Source organism: Mycobacterium botniense, assembly GCF_010723305.1.
Taxonomy (GTDB): Bacteria; Actinomycetota; Actinomycetes; order Mycobacteriales; family Mycobacteriaceae; genus Mycobacterium; species Mycobacterium botniense.
In genome coordinates this window covers 598,831-614,144 of sequence record NZ_BLKW01000002.1, presented here as the reverse complement: position 1 = coordinate 614,144, position 15,314 = coordinate 598,831, and the positions used below count along the sequence as shown (strand labels likewise).

Sequence of the window (15,314 nt, the reverse complement as noted above, 5' to 3'; positions counted from 1 at the left end):
GCTCGCGTACCGTCCAGGGAAAGTGAGCGTGCAGCAGGGAAAACAGGAGGGACAAATCGTGGCGAGAACCGATGACGACACGTGGGAGATCACCGAGAGTGTGGGCGCGACGGCGCTGGGTGTCGCGGCGGCCCGGGCCGCGGAAACCGAAAGCGAAAGCCCGCTGATCTCCGACCCGTTCGCCCGGGTGTTTCTCGACGCCGCCGGCGAGGGCATGTGGAACTGGTTCTCGCCCGGCGAACTGCCCGCCGAGCTGATCGAAGCCGAACCGGAACTGCAACCGCGGATGCGCTCCATGATCGACTATATGGCTTGCCGCACAGCGTTTTTCGATGAATTTTTTCTTGACGCGAACAACGCCGGCATCCGGCAGGTGGTGATCTTGGCGGCGGGCCTGGACGCACGCGCGTGGCGGTTGCCGTGGCTGGGCGGCACGACAGTCTACGAACTCGACCAGCCCAAGGTGCTGGAGTTCAAATCGTCGACACTGAAACAGCGCGGTGTCTATCCCAGATGTTCACTGGTTGACGTTCCCGTCGACCTGCGCCAGGACTGGCCGGCAGCGTTGCGGCAGAACGGTTTTGACGTGTCTGCGCCGAGTGTGTGGTCGGTTGAGGGGCTGTTGCCGTTTCTGCCGGCGGCCGCCCAGGATCTGCTGTTCGAGCGGGTGCAGACGCTGGCCGCGACCGGCAGCCGGATCGCTGTCGAGGCGCCCGGCCCGGGTTTCCCCGACCACGAGGCCCATGCCCGTCGGCGCGAGCAGATGCAGCGGGTCCGCGCCATCATGGCCAGACTCGGCCAGCAGCGCGAGATCCCCGATGTGCAGGATCTGTGGTACCTCGAGGAGCGCACCGATGTCGGTGACTGGTTGCGCGGCCACGGCTGGACGGTGTCGGTCGTCCCGGCTGAGGAGTTGATGGCCCGCTACGAGCGCAGGCCGCCGGAAGGCGTCCAGGACGCGGCACCGCCCAGCCTGTTCGTGTCGGCGCGCCGGTCATAACCGCGCCAGACGCTGTTAGACCATGCCGTTCGCGGTGAGCCACCGCATGACCGGCCACCCGATGAACACCGGCAGCCAGCAGGTGAGCACCCGATACAGCAGCACTGAAGGCACCCCGACGGCCGCCGGGACGCCGAAGGCGGCCAGCCCACCGATCAGCGCCGCTTCCACGGCCCCCACACCGCCGGGAGTAGGGGCCGCCGAGGCGAGGGTGCCGCCCACCATGGTCACCACGGTGACAGCGACGAACGTGGCGTGCCCGTCGAAGGATTCGACGCTGGCCCACAACGCCAACGCCGCACCGAGAGTCGTTCCGGCGCAGCCGAGGACGATCAACGCCAGCCGTTGTGGTTCGCGGACCAGCTCGGCGAGGTCGCGCGTCACCTCCTGCAACTTCGGGCGCACCTCCGTGGCCAGCCAGCGTCGCAGCCTGGGCACGAAAATGACTGTGCCGACGATGCCCAGCGCCACACCCGCGATCAGGTAGAGCAGGGTGGCGCTGGGGACGAAGTGCGACAGGTCGGTGCCGGCGCCCGCAGCGGTGCTGAACACGATCAGCAACACGATGTGGACGATTACCTGCACTGACTGCTGCAGCGCCACCGCCGCGGTGGCGCGCATCGGGCTCAGCCCGGCCTTCTGCAGGAAACGCGTGCTGAGCGCGAGCCCGCCCACACCGGCCGGGGTGGTGGTTGCGGCGAACGTGTTGGCCACCTGCAGGATCGACAGGTTGCGAAAACTCACCACCCCGTCGGCGCAGGCCCACAGCGCGGCTGCCGCACCGAGATACGTCAACACCGACACCGTCAGCCCCAGCAGCGCCCACCACCAGTTGGCGTGTCTCAGCTCGGAGAAGAACGTCGGCACGGTGCTGATGAACGGGTAGGCGACATAGACCAGCGCCACCAGCAGCACCAGTCGGATGAGCTGGGCGGTGCTGAACCGGCTGATCGTTTCGGTCCGGATCTGATCGGTGCCGGTTTGCCGCTTCACCTCCTCACGGCTGCTGGCGATGACGGCACTCGAGTCGGGTACTGAGTCCCGGATACGTTTCGGCACAGCGGATTTGGTGAGCCGACGAGACGCGGCCAGCACGGTGTCCTTCCCGAGCGTGCCGATCGCCGCACCCACCGCGGACGGCGCGCCGTAAAGCGCCGACGTCGTCACCAGCAGCTGGGCAATGTCGGATTGCAGTTGGGCGTCGGTCGCGCCGTATTCGGCGCTGCCGAAACCACCGAACAGCACGCTGCCGTCGGTGACGGTGATCTTCGCCTGGCGCAGATCACCGTGCGAGATCCGGTGATCGTGCAGCAGCCGCAGCGCTTCCCACACCCGGGTGACCGGGGTCGTCGTCGCGCACTCGGTGATCGGAACTCCGCGAACGGGCCGGTGCGCGTACAACGTCCAGCCCCGGTCCAGCGCAGCGACGGTCAGTGTTGAGGTGTTGGCGACACCGAGATCGCCGATGGCGATGGCCATCAGGGCGCGGTGCTCGACAGCGCGGCGCATGGAGGTCTGCAGTGGCGCGGTCTCGGTGTCGCGCAGCCGCAGCTTGCCCCACAGTTGGCGCAGTGCGCCGCCGCTGCGCTGGTGCGGGCCGTAGAGCTCGATCACCGCGGTGGCGCCCGGATCCGGGCAGGTGGCCGAAAGAACCAGCGGCCCCGGCCCGGCCGGGCGGATCACCGTGAGCCCCGACACCACGAACCCGCGCCGGGCCATCGCCCGCACCGCCCCGTCGAGCGGGACCTCCAGAGCCGGCGTCCCGACAACGAGCACCACCAGCGCGCCGACGAACCACCCGACCGCCAGCCCCAGCAGTGAGCGGGCCGGGACCACGGCGCTGACAACCAGGTGGATCGGCACGAAGGCCAGCAACAGGGCCCACCACCAGCGTCGCCAGCGCGCGGGCAGCCAGGGGCCCGACACCGTCAGCACCGCGGCGAGCATCGCGATCCACCGTGGGTCGTCGAGGAACTGGGACGGCAGCGTGCCGAGCCGGTCGGACAGATCGAAGTGCCATCGGGGCGCCGCGAGACGTTTGCCGCTGATCGACAGCGGGAGAATCGCGATGAGCCCCGCGGCGGCGTAGGCGCCGAGCAGTCTCCATTGCCGGGCGAGGATCAGCCCGATCAGGATCACGAACGGCAACCCCAGAATGGCGATGCCGTAGATGAGGTAGACCAGATCGGATTGGGCGGGGGAGAGCACCCCGACGATTTGTGAGATGGATTTTTCGAGCGCGACCCACCGCGGCCGGGTGATCACCGAACTGGCGATCACCGTCGCCAGGAACACCGCCGCCAGCATGAGCCGCAGGATGTCGTTGGTCCGTCGGGTCAGCGGCTGCAGCAAGCTGCCGGAAACGGTGATTTCACGCCCGTCAACCCGCATGGTCCAACCCGATCGTGTGTCTCAGCCCGCCCACAACTTAACCGGAGATGCTGGCCAAGGGCGATGCGCCGTGCGACCGCCATGATCGTCTGGGTGGGGTGAGGGCCGCCGGAGGTGACGACTACGCGCCCCTCGGTGGCAGAAAGAGACGTGGTGGCGACCAACCCGCGCCCAGCGCCGGGAATGATGGAGCCAAGGACACGCCCGGATCGGCGCGCCGGCAGAGGAGCAAAGGCGATGACGATGAGCGAGGCGCTTCGGCAATTGCACATCGACGGCTACGTGATCCTGCCAGGGTTGCTTTCTTCGTCGCAGGTCGAACAGATCAAGGGCGCCCTCACTCCGCTGCTCGCCCGACAGCCGTGGGCGCGAGGTGAGTTCTTCGGCTCCCGGACCCGCCGGCTGCACAACGTCCTGGCGAAAACTCGCGCAACCGATGACCTGGTCAACCATCCGGCGGTTGTCGAGCTGGTGCGCGCCGTGCTGGGCCATCCCCAGGTCTCGATCGTCAATGCGATCGAGATCCACCCCGGTGAGACGGCGCAGCCGTTTCACCAAGACGATGTGCTGTTTCCCATCGCCCGCCCGCATCCGCCGCTCATCGTGAACACGATGTGGGCGATCACCGAGTTCACCCGGGAGAACGGTGCCACGGTGCTGGTCCCCAAGAGCCAAGACCTCGCCGCGCTGCCCGAGACGTATCAGAGCGTCAGCGCCGAAATGGACCCGGGCTCGGTGCTGCTCTGGAACGGCGGGCTGTTTCACGGTGGCGGTGCGAACCACTCCGTGCATGCCCGGCTGGGCCTCAACGTGAACTACAACTGTGCCTGGCTGCGACAGCAGGAGAACCAATACCTGGCGATCCCCCGGGAAACGGCACGAGAACTCCCCGACGACATTCTGCGGCTCATCGGCTACGACGCGTTCCTCAACATCTACGGGCTCGTCGACCACGCGCATCCCCTGGGCGTCCTCGGGCGTCCCGTGCAGCTCATCGATTCGGCCGGTGGCGGCAACCCCGCGGCTACCGCGCCGACTCCGGATGGCCCCGGTACCTAGCACCGCGCGCGGGGTCTGCAGCGGGCGAGCCGGCCGTGGGCGCTGATGGGGCGTAGCCGGATTTCAGCCGGGCGTGCCGGGGGTGCCGGGGGTGCCGCCGCTGCCCCCGGCACCGGCCGGCCCGCCGGTCCCGCCGGCACCCGCCGCCCCGCTGCTGCCGGTGATGGTCCCGGTCCCGGGTGCGCCGCCGGCCCCGCCGACCCCGCCGTCGCCGCCGTTGCCGTTGCCGCCCGGGTTGCCCAAAAGGCCGAGTTCGCCGGCATTTCCGCCCGTGCCGCCGTTACCGCCGGCCCCGCCGTTGCCGCCGTTGCCGCCGACCGCGCCGGCCCCGGCGTCGCCGCCGCTGCCGGCCATGCCGGCGGTGCCGCCGTTACCGCCGGCCCCGCCGTTGCCGCCCAGGCTCAACAGGCCGCCTTCGCCGCCGACCCCACCGGCACCGCCGGTGCCGCCGTTACCGCCGGCCCCGCCGTTACCGCCGTTCATACCCGCGACGGTGCTGGCGTCGAAGCCGTCGCCGCCGGCCCCGCCGGCCCCGCCGGCGCCACCATCGCCGCCGTTGCCGCCGACACTGAACAGATGCGCGGCGTTGCCACCGGCGCCGCCGGGCCCGCCCAGACCACCGTTGCCGCCGGCGGTGCCCGGAAAGTCTGCGGTGCCCGGTGCGCCGACCGTGCCGGCCCCGCCGGCCCCGCCGTCACCGCCGGTGCCGCCCAAGCCGAAGAAGAACCCGCTGTTGCCGCCAGCGCCGCCGGCCCCGCCGTTCATCCCAATGCCGCCGTCACCGCCGTTGCCGCCGGGGCCACCGTTGCCGATCAGGAACCCGCCGGTGCCGCCGGCGCCGCCGGCCCCGCCGTCGGCCCCGGCACCGCCGGCGCCGCCGTTGCCGATCAGCCCGGCACCCCCGCCGGCGCCGCCCACACCGGCCGCATCGGTCGCCCCGGCCCCGCCATCGCCGAAGATGAACCCGCCGGGAGCGCCGTTGGCTTGTGCCAGCGTTCCGCCCGCGATTCCGGCTGCACCGTTGTCGATCAGGCCACGGCCGTACAGCAACTGGGTGGGCGCATTGATAATCGGGTCGATCAGCTTGCCGAGCGGACTGGCGATATATGCCTCGCCGAGCCCGTGCAACGGGAGGTAGATGCCCTGGACCACCCTGCTGACGAGGGAACCGAGGGCCGCTGGGTCGGTCGGCGCCGCAAGGCTGGCCGGGGTATCGGAGGGCAGGGATGGCGCAGCCAACACCGGATCAGCTGACCCCGCGCCAACACCGCTGAGACCCACACCCGTGCGGGATGCGGCGCCGGGGGTGCCTGGAGCGCCCGCGGTTCCGCCGCCGCCGGGAGTGGTGCCGGCCGCCCCGCCGGCCCCGCCGTTGCCGGCCGCTCCGCCAATGCCGGGGGTGGTCCCGGTTCCGGGTGCCCCGCCGGCCCCGCCATCGCCACCGTCGCCGCCGTCACCGTTGACACCCACGGGGTGGGTATAGCCGGTTGGGCCGGCATTCCCGCCGGCGCCGCCGTTACCGCCGGCCCCGCCGTTGCCACCATTGCCGCCGACCGCGCCGGCCCCGGCGTCGCCGCCGGTGCCGGCTATCCCGCCGGCGCCGCCGGTGCCACCGGCCCCGCCGTCACCTCCCCCGCCCGACAGGCCGCCCACACCACCGGCCCCGCCCGCCCCGGCGTTGCCCCCGTTGCCGCCATTGCCGCCGTTGCCGCCGTTCATGCCCGCGACGGTGCTGGCATCGAAGCCGTCGCCGCCGGCGCCGCCGGCCCCGCCGTCACCGCCGTGGCCGCCGTTGCCGCCAAGGCTGAACAGCAACCCGGCAGCGCCACCGGCACCCCCGGCCCCACCGGCGCCGCCCGCGCCGCCGCCGGTGGCGCCGGGACTGGTGGCCGTGCCGTCCATACCGGGGACGCCGGCTCCGCCGTTGCCGCCGTTGCCGCCGGCGCCGGCGTTGCCGAAGAAGTTGCCGAAGCCGAAGATGAAGTGACCGGCAGCCCCGCCGGCCCCGCCGTCGCCGCCGTTGCCGCCAACCCCGCCGTCGCCGCCGTTGCCGCCGGGGCCACCGTTGCCGATCAGGAATCCACCGGTGCCGCCGGCTCCACCGGCGCCCCCGGCCTGGCCGGCCGCGCCGTCACCCCCATTACCGCCGGCACCGCCGTTGCCGATCAGCCCGGCCGGCCCGCCGTCACCGCCGGCCATACCGGCGTGACCGGCGGCGTCGTAACCGGCTCCGCCGTCACCGAACAGGAACCCGCCAGGACCGCCGTTGGGGTCGGACAGTGTCCCGGCGACGCCGTTGCCGATCAGATCACGGTGGAACAGAAGGAGGAACGGGAAATTGATGAACTGGTCGGCAAACTGACCGACCGGGCTGGTGATGTACGCTTCGCCGATCCCGTGCAGCGGGAGCCAGATCGCCTGGACCAGATTGGCGGCGACGGAATCGGCACTGGCCGCCGGATCGAGCGGCGCCGCGAGACCGGCCAGGGCATCGGCCGGCAAGGACGGCACAGCCAGCGCCGGGTCACCCGAACCCAGGCCAAGACCGCTGAGGTCAACAAGACTGCCCAGATTCACACCCGCGAGGGGATCGACCCCGGTGAGGGGATCGGTGAGGGGTACCGCACCGGCCGCGGCGCTGGCCGCGTCGATCATGGGGTCGACGATCAGGTCGATGATGTCGGCGCGGGCGGTGGGCGCGCAGGCCAGGGGGCTGATCCCCGCGGCCAGGACCGCAGCGGCACCCGAACCCAGGCCGCTCACCCGGCGACGGCGGTTCTTGGTGGTGCGCGGCTTGGTATTTCGCCTGCTGCAGTGCTGATGAGCCATCGCCCGACCTTCCTGAGAGCGTCCCACTATTTCTCAGGCTGCTTTTAGGTAGCTGTAACGTACCTATTAGCCGGACGGTGAGCAACGCCGAGTTTTATGTACAGCGAAATAGTATGTACATATGGCGCTGAGACGGACCACTATCGAGTTGGACGAGGATCTGGTGCGGGCGGCCCGAGCGGTTACCGGGGGCACGCTGCGAGCAACGGTCGAACGTGCGCTTCGTGAACTAGTGGCGGGCGCGGGCGAGCAAGCTGCCACTCGCCGACAGCAGATCGCCGACCACCTCGCCCGTGCCGGCGCTCACATCGACGCGGACGTGCTGTTGTCGGACCACGCGTGGCGATGAGCACCTGGATTCTGGATAAAAGCGCCCACGTCCGACTTCTCGCCGGTGCCACACCGCCGCCGAACATCGATCTCACCGACCTCGCGATATGCGATATCGGTGAACTCGAATGGCTCTATTCGGCGCGCTCGGCATCCGATTACGACGATCAACAAGAGTCGCTGCGCGCGTACCGGATACTTCATGCGCCTAGCGATATCTTCGAACGCGTTCGCCGTCTTCAGCGCGACCTGGCCCACCACCGTGGCATGTGGCATCGGACACCACTTCCCGATCTGTTTATCGCCGAAACCGCGATCCACCACCGCGCCGGCGTGTTGCACCACGACCGCGATTACCAGCGCATCGCCGCCGTGCGGCCCGGCTTTCATGCACAAGAACTTCTGCTTGACCGGTGATATCGCGGGCTATCTACTGGCGCCGTGAGCGATCCGGCGGCGCGAATCCTTCCCTCCGAGATCGCTACATCACGTCGAAGTGCGGTCCGGCAGCGCTGTGGCGTCACTGGAAAGATTAGGGGTTGCTAGCTGTGGCGGGTTGAGTGGTCGGTAGTTGTCGGTGGTGTGCTGGAGGAACAGAAGCATGAATCTGGCGGCGTGGGCGGAGCGAAACGGTGTGGCGCGGGTGAGCGCGTGCGCCACGACCCAGCAGGTCGCCGTCGACAAGGGGGTGACCGAGGTTGGTTCTGCGCTGGGCGGGCATCGCCGCAAGTTTCTTACTCTGTTAGGCGGGTTGAACCAGACCGGCGACACCTGACGCTGCCGGTGATCGGCACGGTGCGCACCCATGAGAACACCCGCCGGGTTGAGCGGCTGATCACCACAGGCCGGGCGCGGGTGCTGGCGATCAGTGTGCGCCGTAACGGCACCCGGATCGATGCCAGCGTGCGAGTTGTTGTCCACCGCCCCCAGCAACCCAAGGTTGCGCAGCCCGACTCACGGGTGGGTGTTGATGTCGGGGTCCGCCGACTGGCCACGGTGGCTACCGTGGACGGCACGGTGATCGAGCGAGTGCCCAACCCGCGCCGGCTTGATGCCGCGCTGGGCGAGTTGCGGCATGTCTGCTGTGCCCGGTCGCGCTGCGTGAAAGGTTCACGACAATATCGTGAGCGCACCACCGAGATGTCCCGGCTGCATCGCCGGGTCACCGATGTCCGCACCCATCACCTGCACGTCCTGACAACACGATTGGCCAAAACCCACGGCCGCATCGTTGTCGAAGGTTTGGACGCGGCGGGGATGCTGCGGCAAAAGGGCCTGCCGGGTGCCCGCGCCAGGCGGCGCGGACTGTCCGATGCCGCCTTGGGCACCCGCGTCGGCACCTGTCCTACACGACGGTCTGGTACGGATCACAACTCGTGGTCGCCGATCGCTGGTTCCCGTCATCGAAAACCTGCCACGCCTGCGGGCATGTGCGAGACATCGGCTGGGACGACCATTGGCTATGCGACGCTTGCTTGGCGTCGCATCAGCGTGATGACAACGCCGCCGTGACCCTCGCGCGCTACCAGGAAACCATTAGCGTCGTCGGCCCAGTCGGGGCCGCCGTCAAGCGTGGAGCCGACCCTAAGACCGGGCCTCGCCCGGCGGGTGGCCGTGAAGCGCGGAAGGGACGCAGCCGCAAGGCTGCCGAACAACCCCGAGACGGGGTGCAAGTCGCGTGACCACTAAAGACCACTCACTTGCAACGGGTGGCGATGATGGCGCGGCGAGGGGGGCGCCAGGGCCGTGGCGCCGCGCCAAAGCACAGTCACACACTGCCAGTTGGCTTGTGGCCATGGTGGTTTCGGCGGCCGGTCTGGTGGTTGGGGACTGCGGCGCGCAAACTTCCGGCGGTGACCACCAGACCGGTCACCCCAGCGGTGCGGCGATCCTCAATACGACGACCCCCGCGGATCTCCTGGCGGCCTTCACCCATGCCGGGCTCGCGGTGCCCAACGCCCACGATGTTGGGCCGCAGAAATGTCCGCGTATCGGCTGTGTTGACGCCGTGGACACCGACACCGTGTCGATCCTGAAGTTTCCCAGCACCGGCGAAGCAGAACTGTATGCCGCCTCGGTGCCGCGCATGTTCCAAATAGAGGATGTGGTGCTGGTGTTTTCCGCGGCGGTGTCCCCGGGGGCGACGCAAGCCTACGAGCAGGTGGCAAAACGCACGATCCGCTGAGCATGCGCCGCCGCTGCGGGTGGCTTCGGTGTGCCGCGCCGCTGCAGGTTGCCATGATGGGTGCATGGTCAACCGTGATCGCGACGAGTCCGGCCGCCCCCGCAGTGCGCGCCCGCGCGATTCGCTTGGGCGACCGCTTGCCCGTGGCAGTGCAGGTATCCCACCGATCCCGGACGACCTTGAGCTGGCGCCGGCCGAAACCCTGGCCTATGCTCAGCAGCTGCTCGACCGGGGCCTGGCGTTCAACGCGCACGAGGTGCTCGAGGCCGCGTGGAAGCACGGTCCGCCCGACGAGCGGATGCTGTGGCAGGGGCTGACACAACTTGCGGTTGGTATCACTCACATCCAGCGCGGCAACGTCAAGGGTGCGATGAGTCTGCTGCGCAACGCATCAACCCGCCTTGCTCATGGCGACCGCCCGGCACGTTACGGCGTCGACGTCGCCGGTTTGGTGGCCTTCGCCGACGCGTTGATCGATGACCTGAAGGCGGGTGCCGAAATCACCTCGGAGCGGCTGCGACCACGTCTGGTCCGCCCCGGCTAGCGGTCGCCGGATTGGTTACGAGTCGGGCACCTCACCGAACCAGCTCGGCTTCTTCTGCCCCCACCGTTCGATTTCGTCGATTCCCCCCGCGGAGCGGGGCCGGCCACCGTTCGGAAACAGCCAATTTGGCGCAATGCCGCACGGCTGTGGCGTGCGAATTGCTCTGTCAGTCAATATGAGTCGCTATTCTCACCGGCCCTCACCGGCTCACCGCTTCCCGCGTTGCGGAATCGCTTAGGGGGATGGTGTGGGTGCGTCGGGCGCGGTGGTGGTCGGCGGGGGCAGCCGACCGGGCGGCGAGTCAAGCACCCGCTGCAAAAGGAAACAGTCGCCCTCGACGTTTAGCGTGGCGAAATTGATCTGCCCCAGGTTGAAGTCGTAGCCGTTGCCCGACACGGTGTAGTCGCGTTTGGACGCCTCGTTGAACAGCGAGGACTGGTTGGTGGCGCCGTACTTGGCGGCTTCCTTACGCACGATGCCGGCGGCGGTGGTGAACTCGTTCGCTGTGAACGTGCGCCCGAATCTGACCGTGTCAGCGATGGGACGACGCGCAATGTCGGCCTCGAGTTTGTCACACAGCCCGCCTTGCTGAGCGGACTCCAGCTCATTGGGGTCGTCGTCGAATTTCCAGGTCTGGCCGGGCACGGCGGCGCTGATCCGCTCGCCGATCACGCGGGCGGTGTTGTTGAGGCGCTGGCGCGCGGCCTCGTAGGAGCCCTTGGCGCGCATGCTGTCGATCAGCGCGATCTCTTGCTGCTCGGTCAGGTGCTGGGTCTCATAGGGGTTGCTCAACTCCTTGCCTGCCTTTCTTGCCTTCTCATACAGCGCGCAGCCGCTCAGCAGCCCTATCAGGGCGACAGCGAGGACCGGGGCGAGGGACGCAGCCGCCCGCGCACGCACCGACTGGGCCCTCACCGGCTCACCGCTTCCCGCGTTGCGGAATCGCTTAGGGGGATGGTGTGGGGGCGCCCGGCGCGGTGGTTGTCGGCGGGGGCAGCCGACCGGGCGGCGAGTCAAGGACTCTCTGATGCAGGAAACAGGCGCCGTAGATGTTCAGTGTGGCGAAATTGATCTGCCCCAGGTTGAAGTCGTAGCCGTTGCCCGACACGGTGTAGTCGCGTTTGGACGCCTCATTGAACAGCGAGGACTGGTCGGTGGCGCCGTACTTGGCGGCTTCCTCACGCACGATGCCGGCGGCGGTGGTGAACTCGTTCGCTGTGAACGTGCGCCCGAATCTGACCGTGTCAGCGATCGGACGAGTGGCGATGTCATCGCTAAGCTTGTAGCACGATAATCCGGCCCGGGCGGACTCGATCAAGTTGGGGTCGTCGTCGAATTTCCAGGTCTGCCCGGGCACGGCGGCGCTGATCCGCTCGCCGATCACACGCGCGGTGTTGTTGAGGCGCTGGCGCGCGGCCTCGTAGGAGCCCTTGGCGCGCATGCTGTCGATCAGCGCGATCTCCTGCTGCTCGGTCAGGTGCTGGGTCTCATAGGGGTTGCTCAACTCCTTGCCTGCCTTTCTTGCCTTCTCATACAGCGCGCAGCCACCCAACAGCCCTAGCAGGGCGACAGCGAGGACCGGGGCGAGGGCCGCAGCCGCCCGCGCACGCACCGACCGGGCCCTCATTGGTGGGGTTGCACCTGCACGGTGAGGTCGGGCCGGTTCAACAGCACCGCCGCCAGGTTGAAGCCGGTCATCTGGTGCATCGGGTCGTGGGGATATCCGCCGTGCCCATGGGAGGCGCTTTCGTAGATGTCCTCACCGCCCAGGCGCACCCAGCCCGCCTCGGTCTGCAGGTGCGTGAATCGGTAGCGCGGCACGGGCGGGCCGTCGATGATGTCGTTGGGGTCGGCGCCCCAGCCGTGCAACGGGGCGGTGGCCGCGATGAGCCGGATCGGGTCGTCGGGGGCGGTCATGACGAAAAAGTTGTGGTCGGTCATGCCCAGCTTGGCCGGGGAGGTCGCCTCAAAGCCCGGCGAACCGTACATCACCGCGTTGGTCACCGCCGAGCTGGCGCCGTCTTTCAGCGCGATCCCCGAGACCAGCGACCCGTAAGAGTGCCCGAACAACGCCGTGGTGTGGTTCGGGTTGTGCGACGCCGCGTTCAGGTTCGCCAGGAACGACTCCAGCCTGAGCGCCCCGGCGTGCGCCAAATCGGCGAAGGGGGTGTCCCCCGAGACCAGCGTCGGCGGGGGCTGATATCCGGTCCACGCGATCGTCGAGACACTTGGATATTTTTCGCCGACTTTACCTGCGATATCCTGCGCTTCCCGTCTCAGGTCACGGGCTTCCTGCGTCATGGTGGGGAGGGCTTCCCGGGTGGTGCCCGACACCCCGGGCACGGTCACCGACACATGGTCGGCGGTGAACGGGTCGCCGATGGCGACAGCCGCCGGGATCATCTGCGAGGGGTCGTCGGGGCGGGCCAGATACAGTAGGTGCGAGTCGGGCACCTGAAGTGCCGAGCGGATGCCCGCGATGTCGGCCAACCGGTCGGTTTTGATTTGGCCGTCGGGCAGCGCCCGGTATTCCCGCTCGAGTTGGTCGAGCAGGCCGCGGTTGGCCTTATCGATGGCGGTGATGTCACCCGAAGACATGTCGGTCGCGCCGGACGCCGGGTCTGCGTGCTCGTTCCCGCCGGTGCCGGGTATGTCTTCGGGGAAGCCGAATTCGGCCAGCCCGGCCGACGCCGCGGTGACCTGCTCACCGACCTCCCGGTCGGCGGCCACCAACAGCGCCACCCGGTGGCGGATGTCGGCCCGCAGCACCGCGCCCTGTTGCGCCCGGGCCGCGCGCTGCTGCTCGGTGCCGCCACGGTGGGTGTCGGTGACGCTGTAATCCTCACCGACTTCGAAGCCTTCGCGCTCCGCCTCGCTGACCTTTTCCAGCGCGTACTTCTTGGCTGCCCTGATGCGCTCCGCGCCACGGCGGGCCGTGTTCGCGGTCTCCCGCAGCTGATCAGCCGCCCCGTCCACCCGCGTCTTGGCGATCGCCGCGCGCTCGACGGTGGTGTCGCGGAAGGCGCCCTTCCAGCCGGGCGCCGACAGCACCGTGTAGGCCTCAGAAAAGCACGCCTGGCAGCGCTCTGCCTTCGCCTGCACATCCGCGGCAAGCGAGAGCAGGGGGGAGACCGACCAGAACCGCACCTCCGGAAGCGGCGGCAGACCGCCCGGCACCGCGGGCACGCCTACCCCGCCTTCGGGTCCACCGCGCGCAGGGTGGCGGCGGACAGGGCCTCGTTGGCCAGCATCCGGTCGGTTTAGCCGCTGACCCCGCTGGCGGCGGCCCGCAGCCAGTCCGCCATCGCCGTCGTGGCATGGTGGGCCGCCAATCGGGCGGTGTGCGCCGCCGCCGCGCTCGGCTGTCCGGTGGGCAGCTGGCCGGGCGGGGTCTCGCCGCAGCTGCCCACCTCGGCGGCCAACGCCTCGCATCGCGACGCCCGCCACCGCAGCTCAGCAGGGTCGAAGGCCAGCAGCGCGGGCATGGGGGAAGCCTAACCGGAAACCAGGCTCGGGTGTAACCGGCGACTTGACTGACGAAAACTGCCCGCGAAACAGCTGCGGTGCCTCAGGTCAGAATGCCCGCGAAACGGTGACCGTCGTGGGGCATGGCGAGTGGGTTATCGATGTCGTGTCGTGCCGAGATCGGGTACGCCAGCGCGTATGTCAAGGCCAGATTCGCGACACCTGACCCTACTTGCGCCGCTGCGGCCCGCGCGCGGATCGGCGCCCCCGCGCCCTGATGGCCCCGGCGCGTGACCCCGGTGTGGCCTTGGGAGCGGGCGCCTGGTAGGCGGCGACATCGCCGACCAGCGTGGTGACCGGTTCGCAGTGGGCTGTCACCTGTTGCGGGCGGACGTTGATGCCGGCCTTGCGCATCAGCGCTGAGAAGTCTTTGCGCTGCTCGGGGAGCACCACGGTGACGACGGCGCCGGCCCTGCCGGCGCGCGCGGTGCGCCCGGAGCGGTGCAGATAGGCCTTGTGCTCGGCCGGGGGATCGACGTGCACCACCAGCTCGACCTCGTCGACGTGCACCCCGCGCGCGGCGATGTCGGTGGCCACCAGCACGCGTGCAGCGCCGGCGCTGAACGCGGCGAGGTTGCGGTCACGCGCGGGCTGAGACAGGTTGCCGTGCAGGTCAACTGAGGGCACACCGGCCTCGGTGAGCTGGCGGGCCAGTTTGCGAGCCTGATGCTTGGTGCGCATAAACAGGATTCGGCGGCCGGTGCCGGAAGCGAGCCGGTGTATCAGCTCCTTTTTGGCGTGGGCACTGGCGACCTGGAAGACGTGATGGGTCATCTCAGCCACCGGCGAGTGCGCCTCGTCGACGGAGTGCGACACCGCGTCGTTGCGGAGGAACCGCCCGACCAGCGTGTCGACGCCGTTGTCGAGCGTCGCGGAGAACAGCAGCCGCTGACCGCCGGCCGGGGTGGCGGCCAGGATGCGGGTCACACCCGGCAGAAAACCCAGATCCGCCATGTGATCGGCTTCGTCGAGCACGGTGATCCGCACGAAGTCCAGGCTGATCAGGCGTTGCCGCAGTAAATCCTCCAACCGGCCCGGACAGGCGACGACAATGTCGATCCCTGATCTCAGCGCGGCCACCTGACGGGTTTGCGACACTCCGCCGAAGATCGTGGCGACCTTCAGGTCGGCGGCGCCGGCCAATGGGGCAAGCACAGCGGCGATTTGCGTCGCCAGCTCACGGGTGGGCGCGAGCACCAGGCCCGACGGGCGCGAGGGCCGCCGCTTGCCCGAGGCGAGCCGGGCAACCAGCGGAATGGAAAAGGCCAGCGTCTTGCCGCTGCCCGTTTTGCCGCGCCCGAGCACGTCACGGCCGGCCAGGGCGTCGGGCAGGGTGTCGATTTGGATCGGGAACGGGGTGGTGATCGCACGTGCCGCGAGCACGTTGATCAGTGGTTCGGGGACGCCGAGATCGGCGAAAGTTGTTTGGGTGGTCACGTTTTCGGTGCCTC

General features: G+C 69.2%; 13 protein-coding genes and 2 pseudogenes. 8 read left to right on the top strand and 7 right to left on the bottom strand.

Going from position 1 to position 15,314, the window contains the following annotated elements:
* Positions 1 to 58: 58 nt before the first annotated feature.
* Positions 59 to 1,000, top strand: coding sequence for a class I SAM-dependent methyltransferase (locus tag G6N08_RS03150; protein WP_163754178.1), 942 nt, complete (start codon positions 59 to 61; stop codon positions 998 to 1,000).
* 15 nt (positions 1,001 to 1,015) lie between these two features.
* On the opposite strand, the gene G6N08_RS03145 is transcribed toward G6N08_RS03150, so the two are convergent.
* Positions 1,016 to 3,391 (bottom strand): lysylphosphatidylglycerol synthase transmembrane domain-containing protein, encoded by a 2,376-nt coding sequence (locus G6N08_RS03145; RefSeq protein WP_163754176.1) that lies wholly within the window; start codon positions 3,389 to 3,391, stop codon positions 1,016 to 1,018.
* Positions 3,392 to 3,634: 243 nt separating this feature from the next.
* Here G6N08_RS03145 and G6N08_RS03140 point away from each other — a divergent pair, with 243 nt between their 5' ends.
* On the top strand, positions 3,635 to 4,450 hold the full coding sequence (locus G6N08_RS03140; protein WP_218033331.1) for a phytanoyl-CoA dioxygenase family protein: 816 nt from the start codon (positions 3,635 to 3,637) through the stop codon (positions 4,448 to 4,450).
* A gap of 63 nt (positions 4,451 to 4,513) precedes the next feature.
* Here G6N08_RS03140 and G6N08_RS03135 read toward each other — a convergent pair whose 3' ends face one another.
* Positions 4,514 to 6,853, bottom strand: a complete 2,340-nt coding sequence (locus G6N08_RS03135) for a PGRS repeat-containing protein (protein WP_443093836.1) — start codon at positions 6,851 to 6,853, stop codon at positions 4,514 to 4,516.
* 547 nt (positions 6,854 to 7,400) lie between these two features.
* Here G6N08_RS03135 and G6N08_RS03130 point away from each other — a divergent pair.
* The 6 genes and pseudogenes from G6N08_RS03130 (at position 7,401) to G6N08_RS03105 (ending at position 10,338) form a co-directional block, all read left to right on the top strand.
* Positions 7,401 to 7,628: a type II toxin-antitoxin system CcdA family antitoxin gene (locus G6N08_RS03130; RefSeq protein ID WP_163754167.1), complete on the top strand. Its 228-nt coding sequence runs from the start codon at positions 7,401 to 7,403 to the stop codon at positions 7,626 to 7,628.
* Positions 7,625 to 8,026: a PIN domain-containing protein gene (locus tag G6N08_RS03125; protein ID WP_163754164.1), complete on the top strand. Its 402-nt coding sequence runs from the start codon at positions 7,625 to 7,627 to the stop codon at positions 8,024 to 8,026. The genes G6N08_RS03130 and G6N08_RS03125 overlap by 4 nt, the downstream gene beginning before the upstream one ends.
* Positions 8,027 to 8,243: 217 nt before the next feature.
* Positions 8,244 to 8,354 (top strand): annotated as a pseudogene (locus tag G6N08_RS03120) (IS607 family transposase); the annotation flags it as partial.
* Positions 8,354 to 9,291, top strand: a pseudogene (gene tnpB / locus G6N08_RS03115) (IS607 family element RNA-guided endonuclease TnpB); the annotation flags it as partial. The pseudogenes G6N08_RS03120 and tnpB, both read left to right, overlap by 1 nt.
* Positions 9,292 to 9,404: 113 nt before the next feature.
* A complete protein-coding gene (locus G6N08_RS03110) occupies positions 9,405 to 9,794 on the top strand; it encodes a hypothetical protein (RefSeq protein ID WP_163754161.1) in 390 nt (129 codons plus the stop codon).
* A gap of 64 nt (positions 9,795 to 9,858) precedes the next feature.
* On the top strand, positions 9,859 to 10,338 hold the full coding sequence (locus G6N08_RS03105; RefSeq protein WP_163754157.1) for a DUF309 domain-containing protein: 480 nt from the start codon (positions 9,859 to 9,861) through the stop codon (positions 10,336 to 10,338).
* A gap of 234 nt (positions 10,339 to 10,572) precedes the next feature.
* Here the strand turns inward: G6N08_RS03105 and G6N08_RS03100 are convergent, their stop codons facing one another.
* The 5 genes from G6N08_RS03100 to G6N08_RS03075 all read right to left on the bottom strand — a co-directional run bounded on the left by G6N08_RS03100 (position 10,573) and on the right by G6N08_RS03075 (position 15,300).
* The gene (locus G6N08_RS03100; protein ID WP_371868946.1) at positions 10,573 to 11,253 is read right to left on the bottom strand and encodes an LppA family lipoprotein; all 681 of its coding nucleotides are present in this window, start codon (positions 11,251 to 11,253) and stop codon (positions 10,573 to 10,575) included.
* 31 nt (positions 11,254 to 11,284) lie between these two features.
* Entirely contained in the window at positions 11,285 to 11,965 is a 681-nt protein-coding gene (locus G6N08_RS03095; protein WP_163754154.1) for an LppA family lipoprotein, read from the bottom strand.
* On the bottom strand, positions 11,962 to 13,524 hold the full coding sequence (locus G6N08_RS03085; RefSeq protein ID WP_246216589.1) for an alpha/beta hydrolase: 1,563 nt from the start codon (positions 13,522 to 13,524) through the stop codon (positions 11,962 to 11,964). Before G6N08_RS03085 ends, G6N08_RS03095 begins: the two co-directional genes overlap by 4 nt.
* A 74-nt stretch (positions 13,525 to 13,598) precedes the next feature.
* Positions 13,599 to 13,823 (bottom strand): hypothetical protein, encoded by a 225-nt coding sequence (locus G6N08_RS20490; protein WP_163754146.1) that lies wholly within the window; start codon positions 13,821 to 13,823, stop codon positions 13,599 to 13,601.
* Between the two features lie 208 nt (positions 13,824 to 14,031).
* Positions 14,032 to 15,300, bottom strand: coding sequence for a DEAD/DEAH box helicase (locus G6N08_RS03075; RefSeq protein WP_163756599.1), 1,269 nt, complete (start codon positions 15,298 to 15,300; stop codon positions 14,032 to 14,034).
* Positions 15,301 to 15,314: the final 14 nt, after the last annotated feature.

What these genes read in the sequence shown, in the direction of transcription:
- G6N08_RS03145 (WP_163754176.1), bottom strand. Translation starts at nt 3,391, where the DNA reads ATGCGGGTTGACGGGCGTGAAATCACCGTTTCCGGCAGCTTGCTGCAG.
- G6N08_RS03140 (WP_218033331.1), top strand. Translation starts at nt 3,635, where the DNA reads ATGAGCGAGGCGCTTCGGCAATTGCACATCGACGGCTACGTGATCCTG.
- G6N08_RS03130 (WP_163754167.1), top strand. Translation starts at nt 7,401, where the DNA reads ATGGCGCTGAGACGGACCACTATCGAGTTGGACGAGGATCTGGTGCGG.
- G6N08_RS03125 (WP_163754164.1), top strand. Translation starts at nt 7,625, where the DNA reads ATGAGCACCTGGATTCTGGATAAAAGCGCCCACGTCCGACTTCTCGCC.
- G6N08_RS03110 (WP_163754161.1), top strand. Translation starts at nt 9,405, where the DNA reads ATGGTGGTTTCGGCGGCCGGTCTGGTGGTTGGGGACTGCGGCGCGCAA.
- G6N08_RS03105 (WP_163754157.1), top strand. Translation starts at nt 9,859, where the DNA reads ATGGTCAACCGTGATCGCGACGAGTCCGGCCGCCCCCGCAGTGCGCGC.
- G6N08_RS03095 (WP_163754154.1), bottom strand. Translation starts at nt 11,965, where the DNA reads ATGAGGGCCCGGTCGGTGCGTGCGCGGGCGGCTGCGGCCCTCGCCCCG.
- G6N08_RS20490 (WP_163754146.1), bottom strand. Translation starts at nt 13,823, where the DNA reads ATGCCCGCGCTGCTGGCCTTCGACCCTGCTGAGCTGCGGTGGCGGGCG.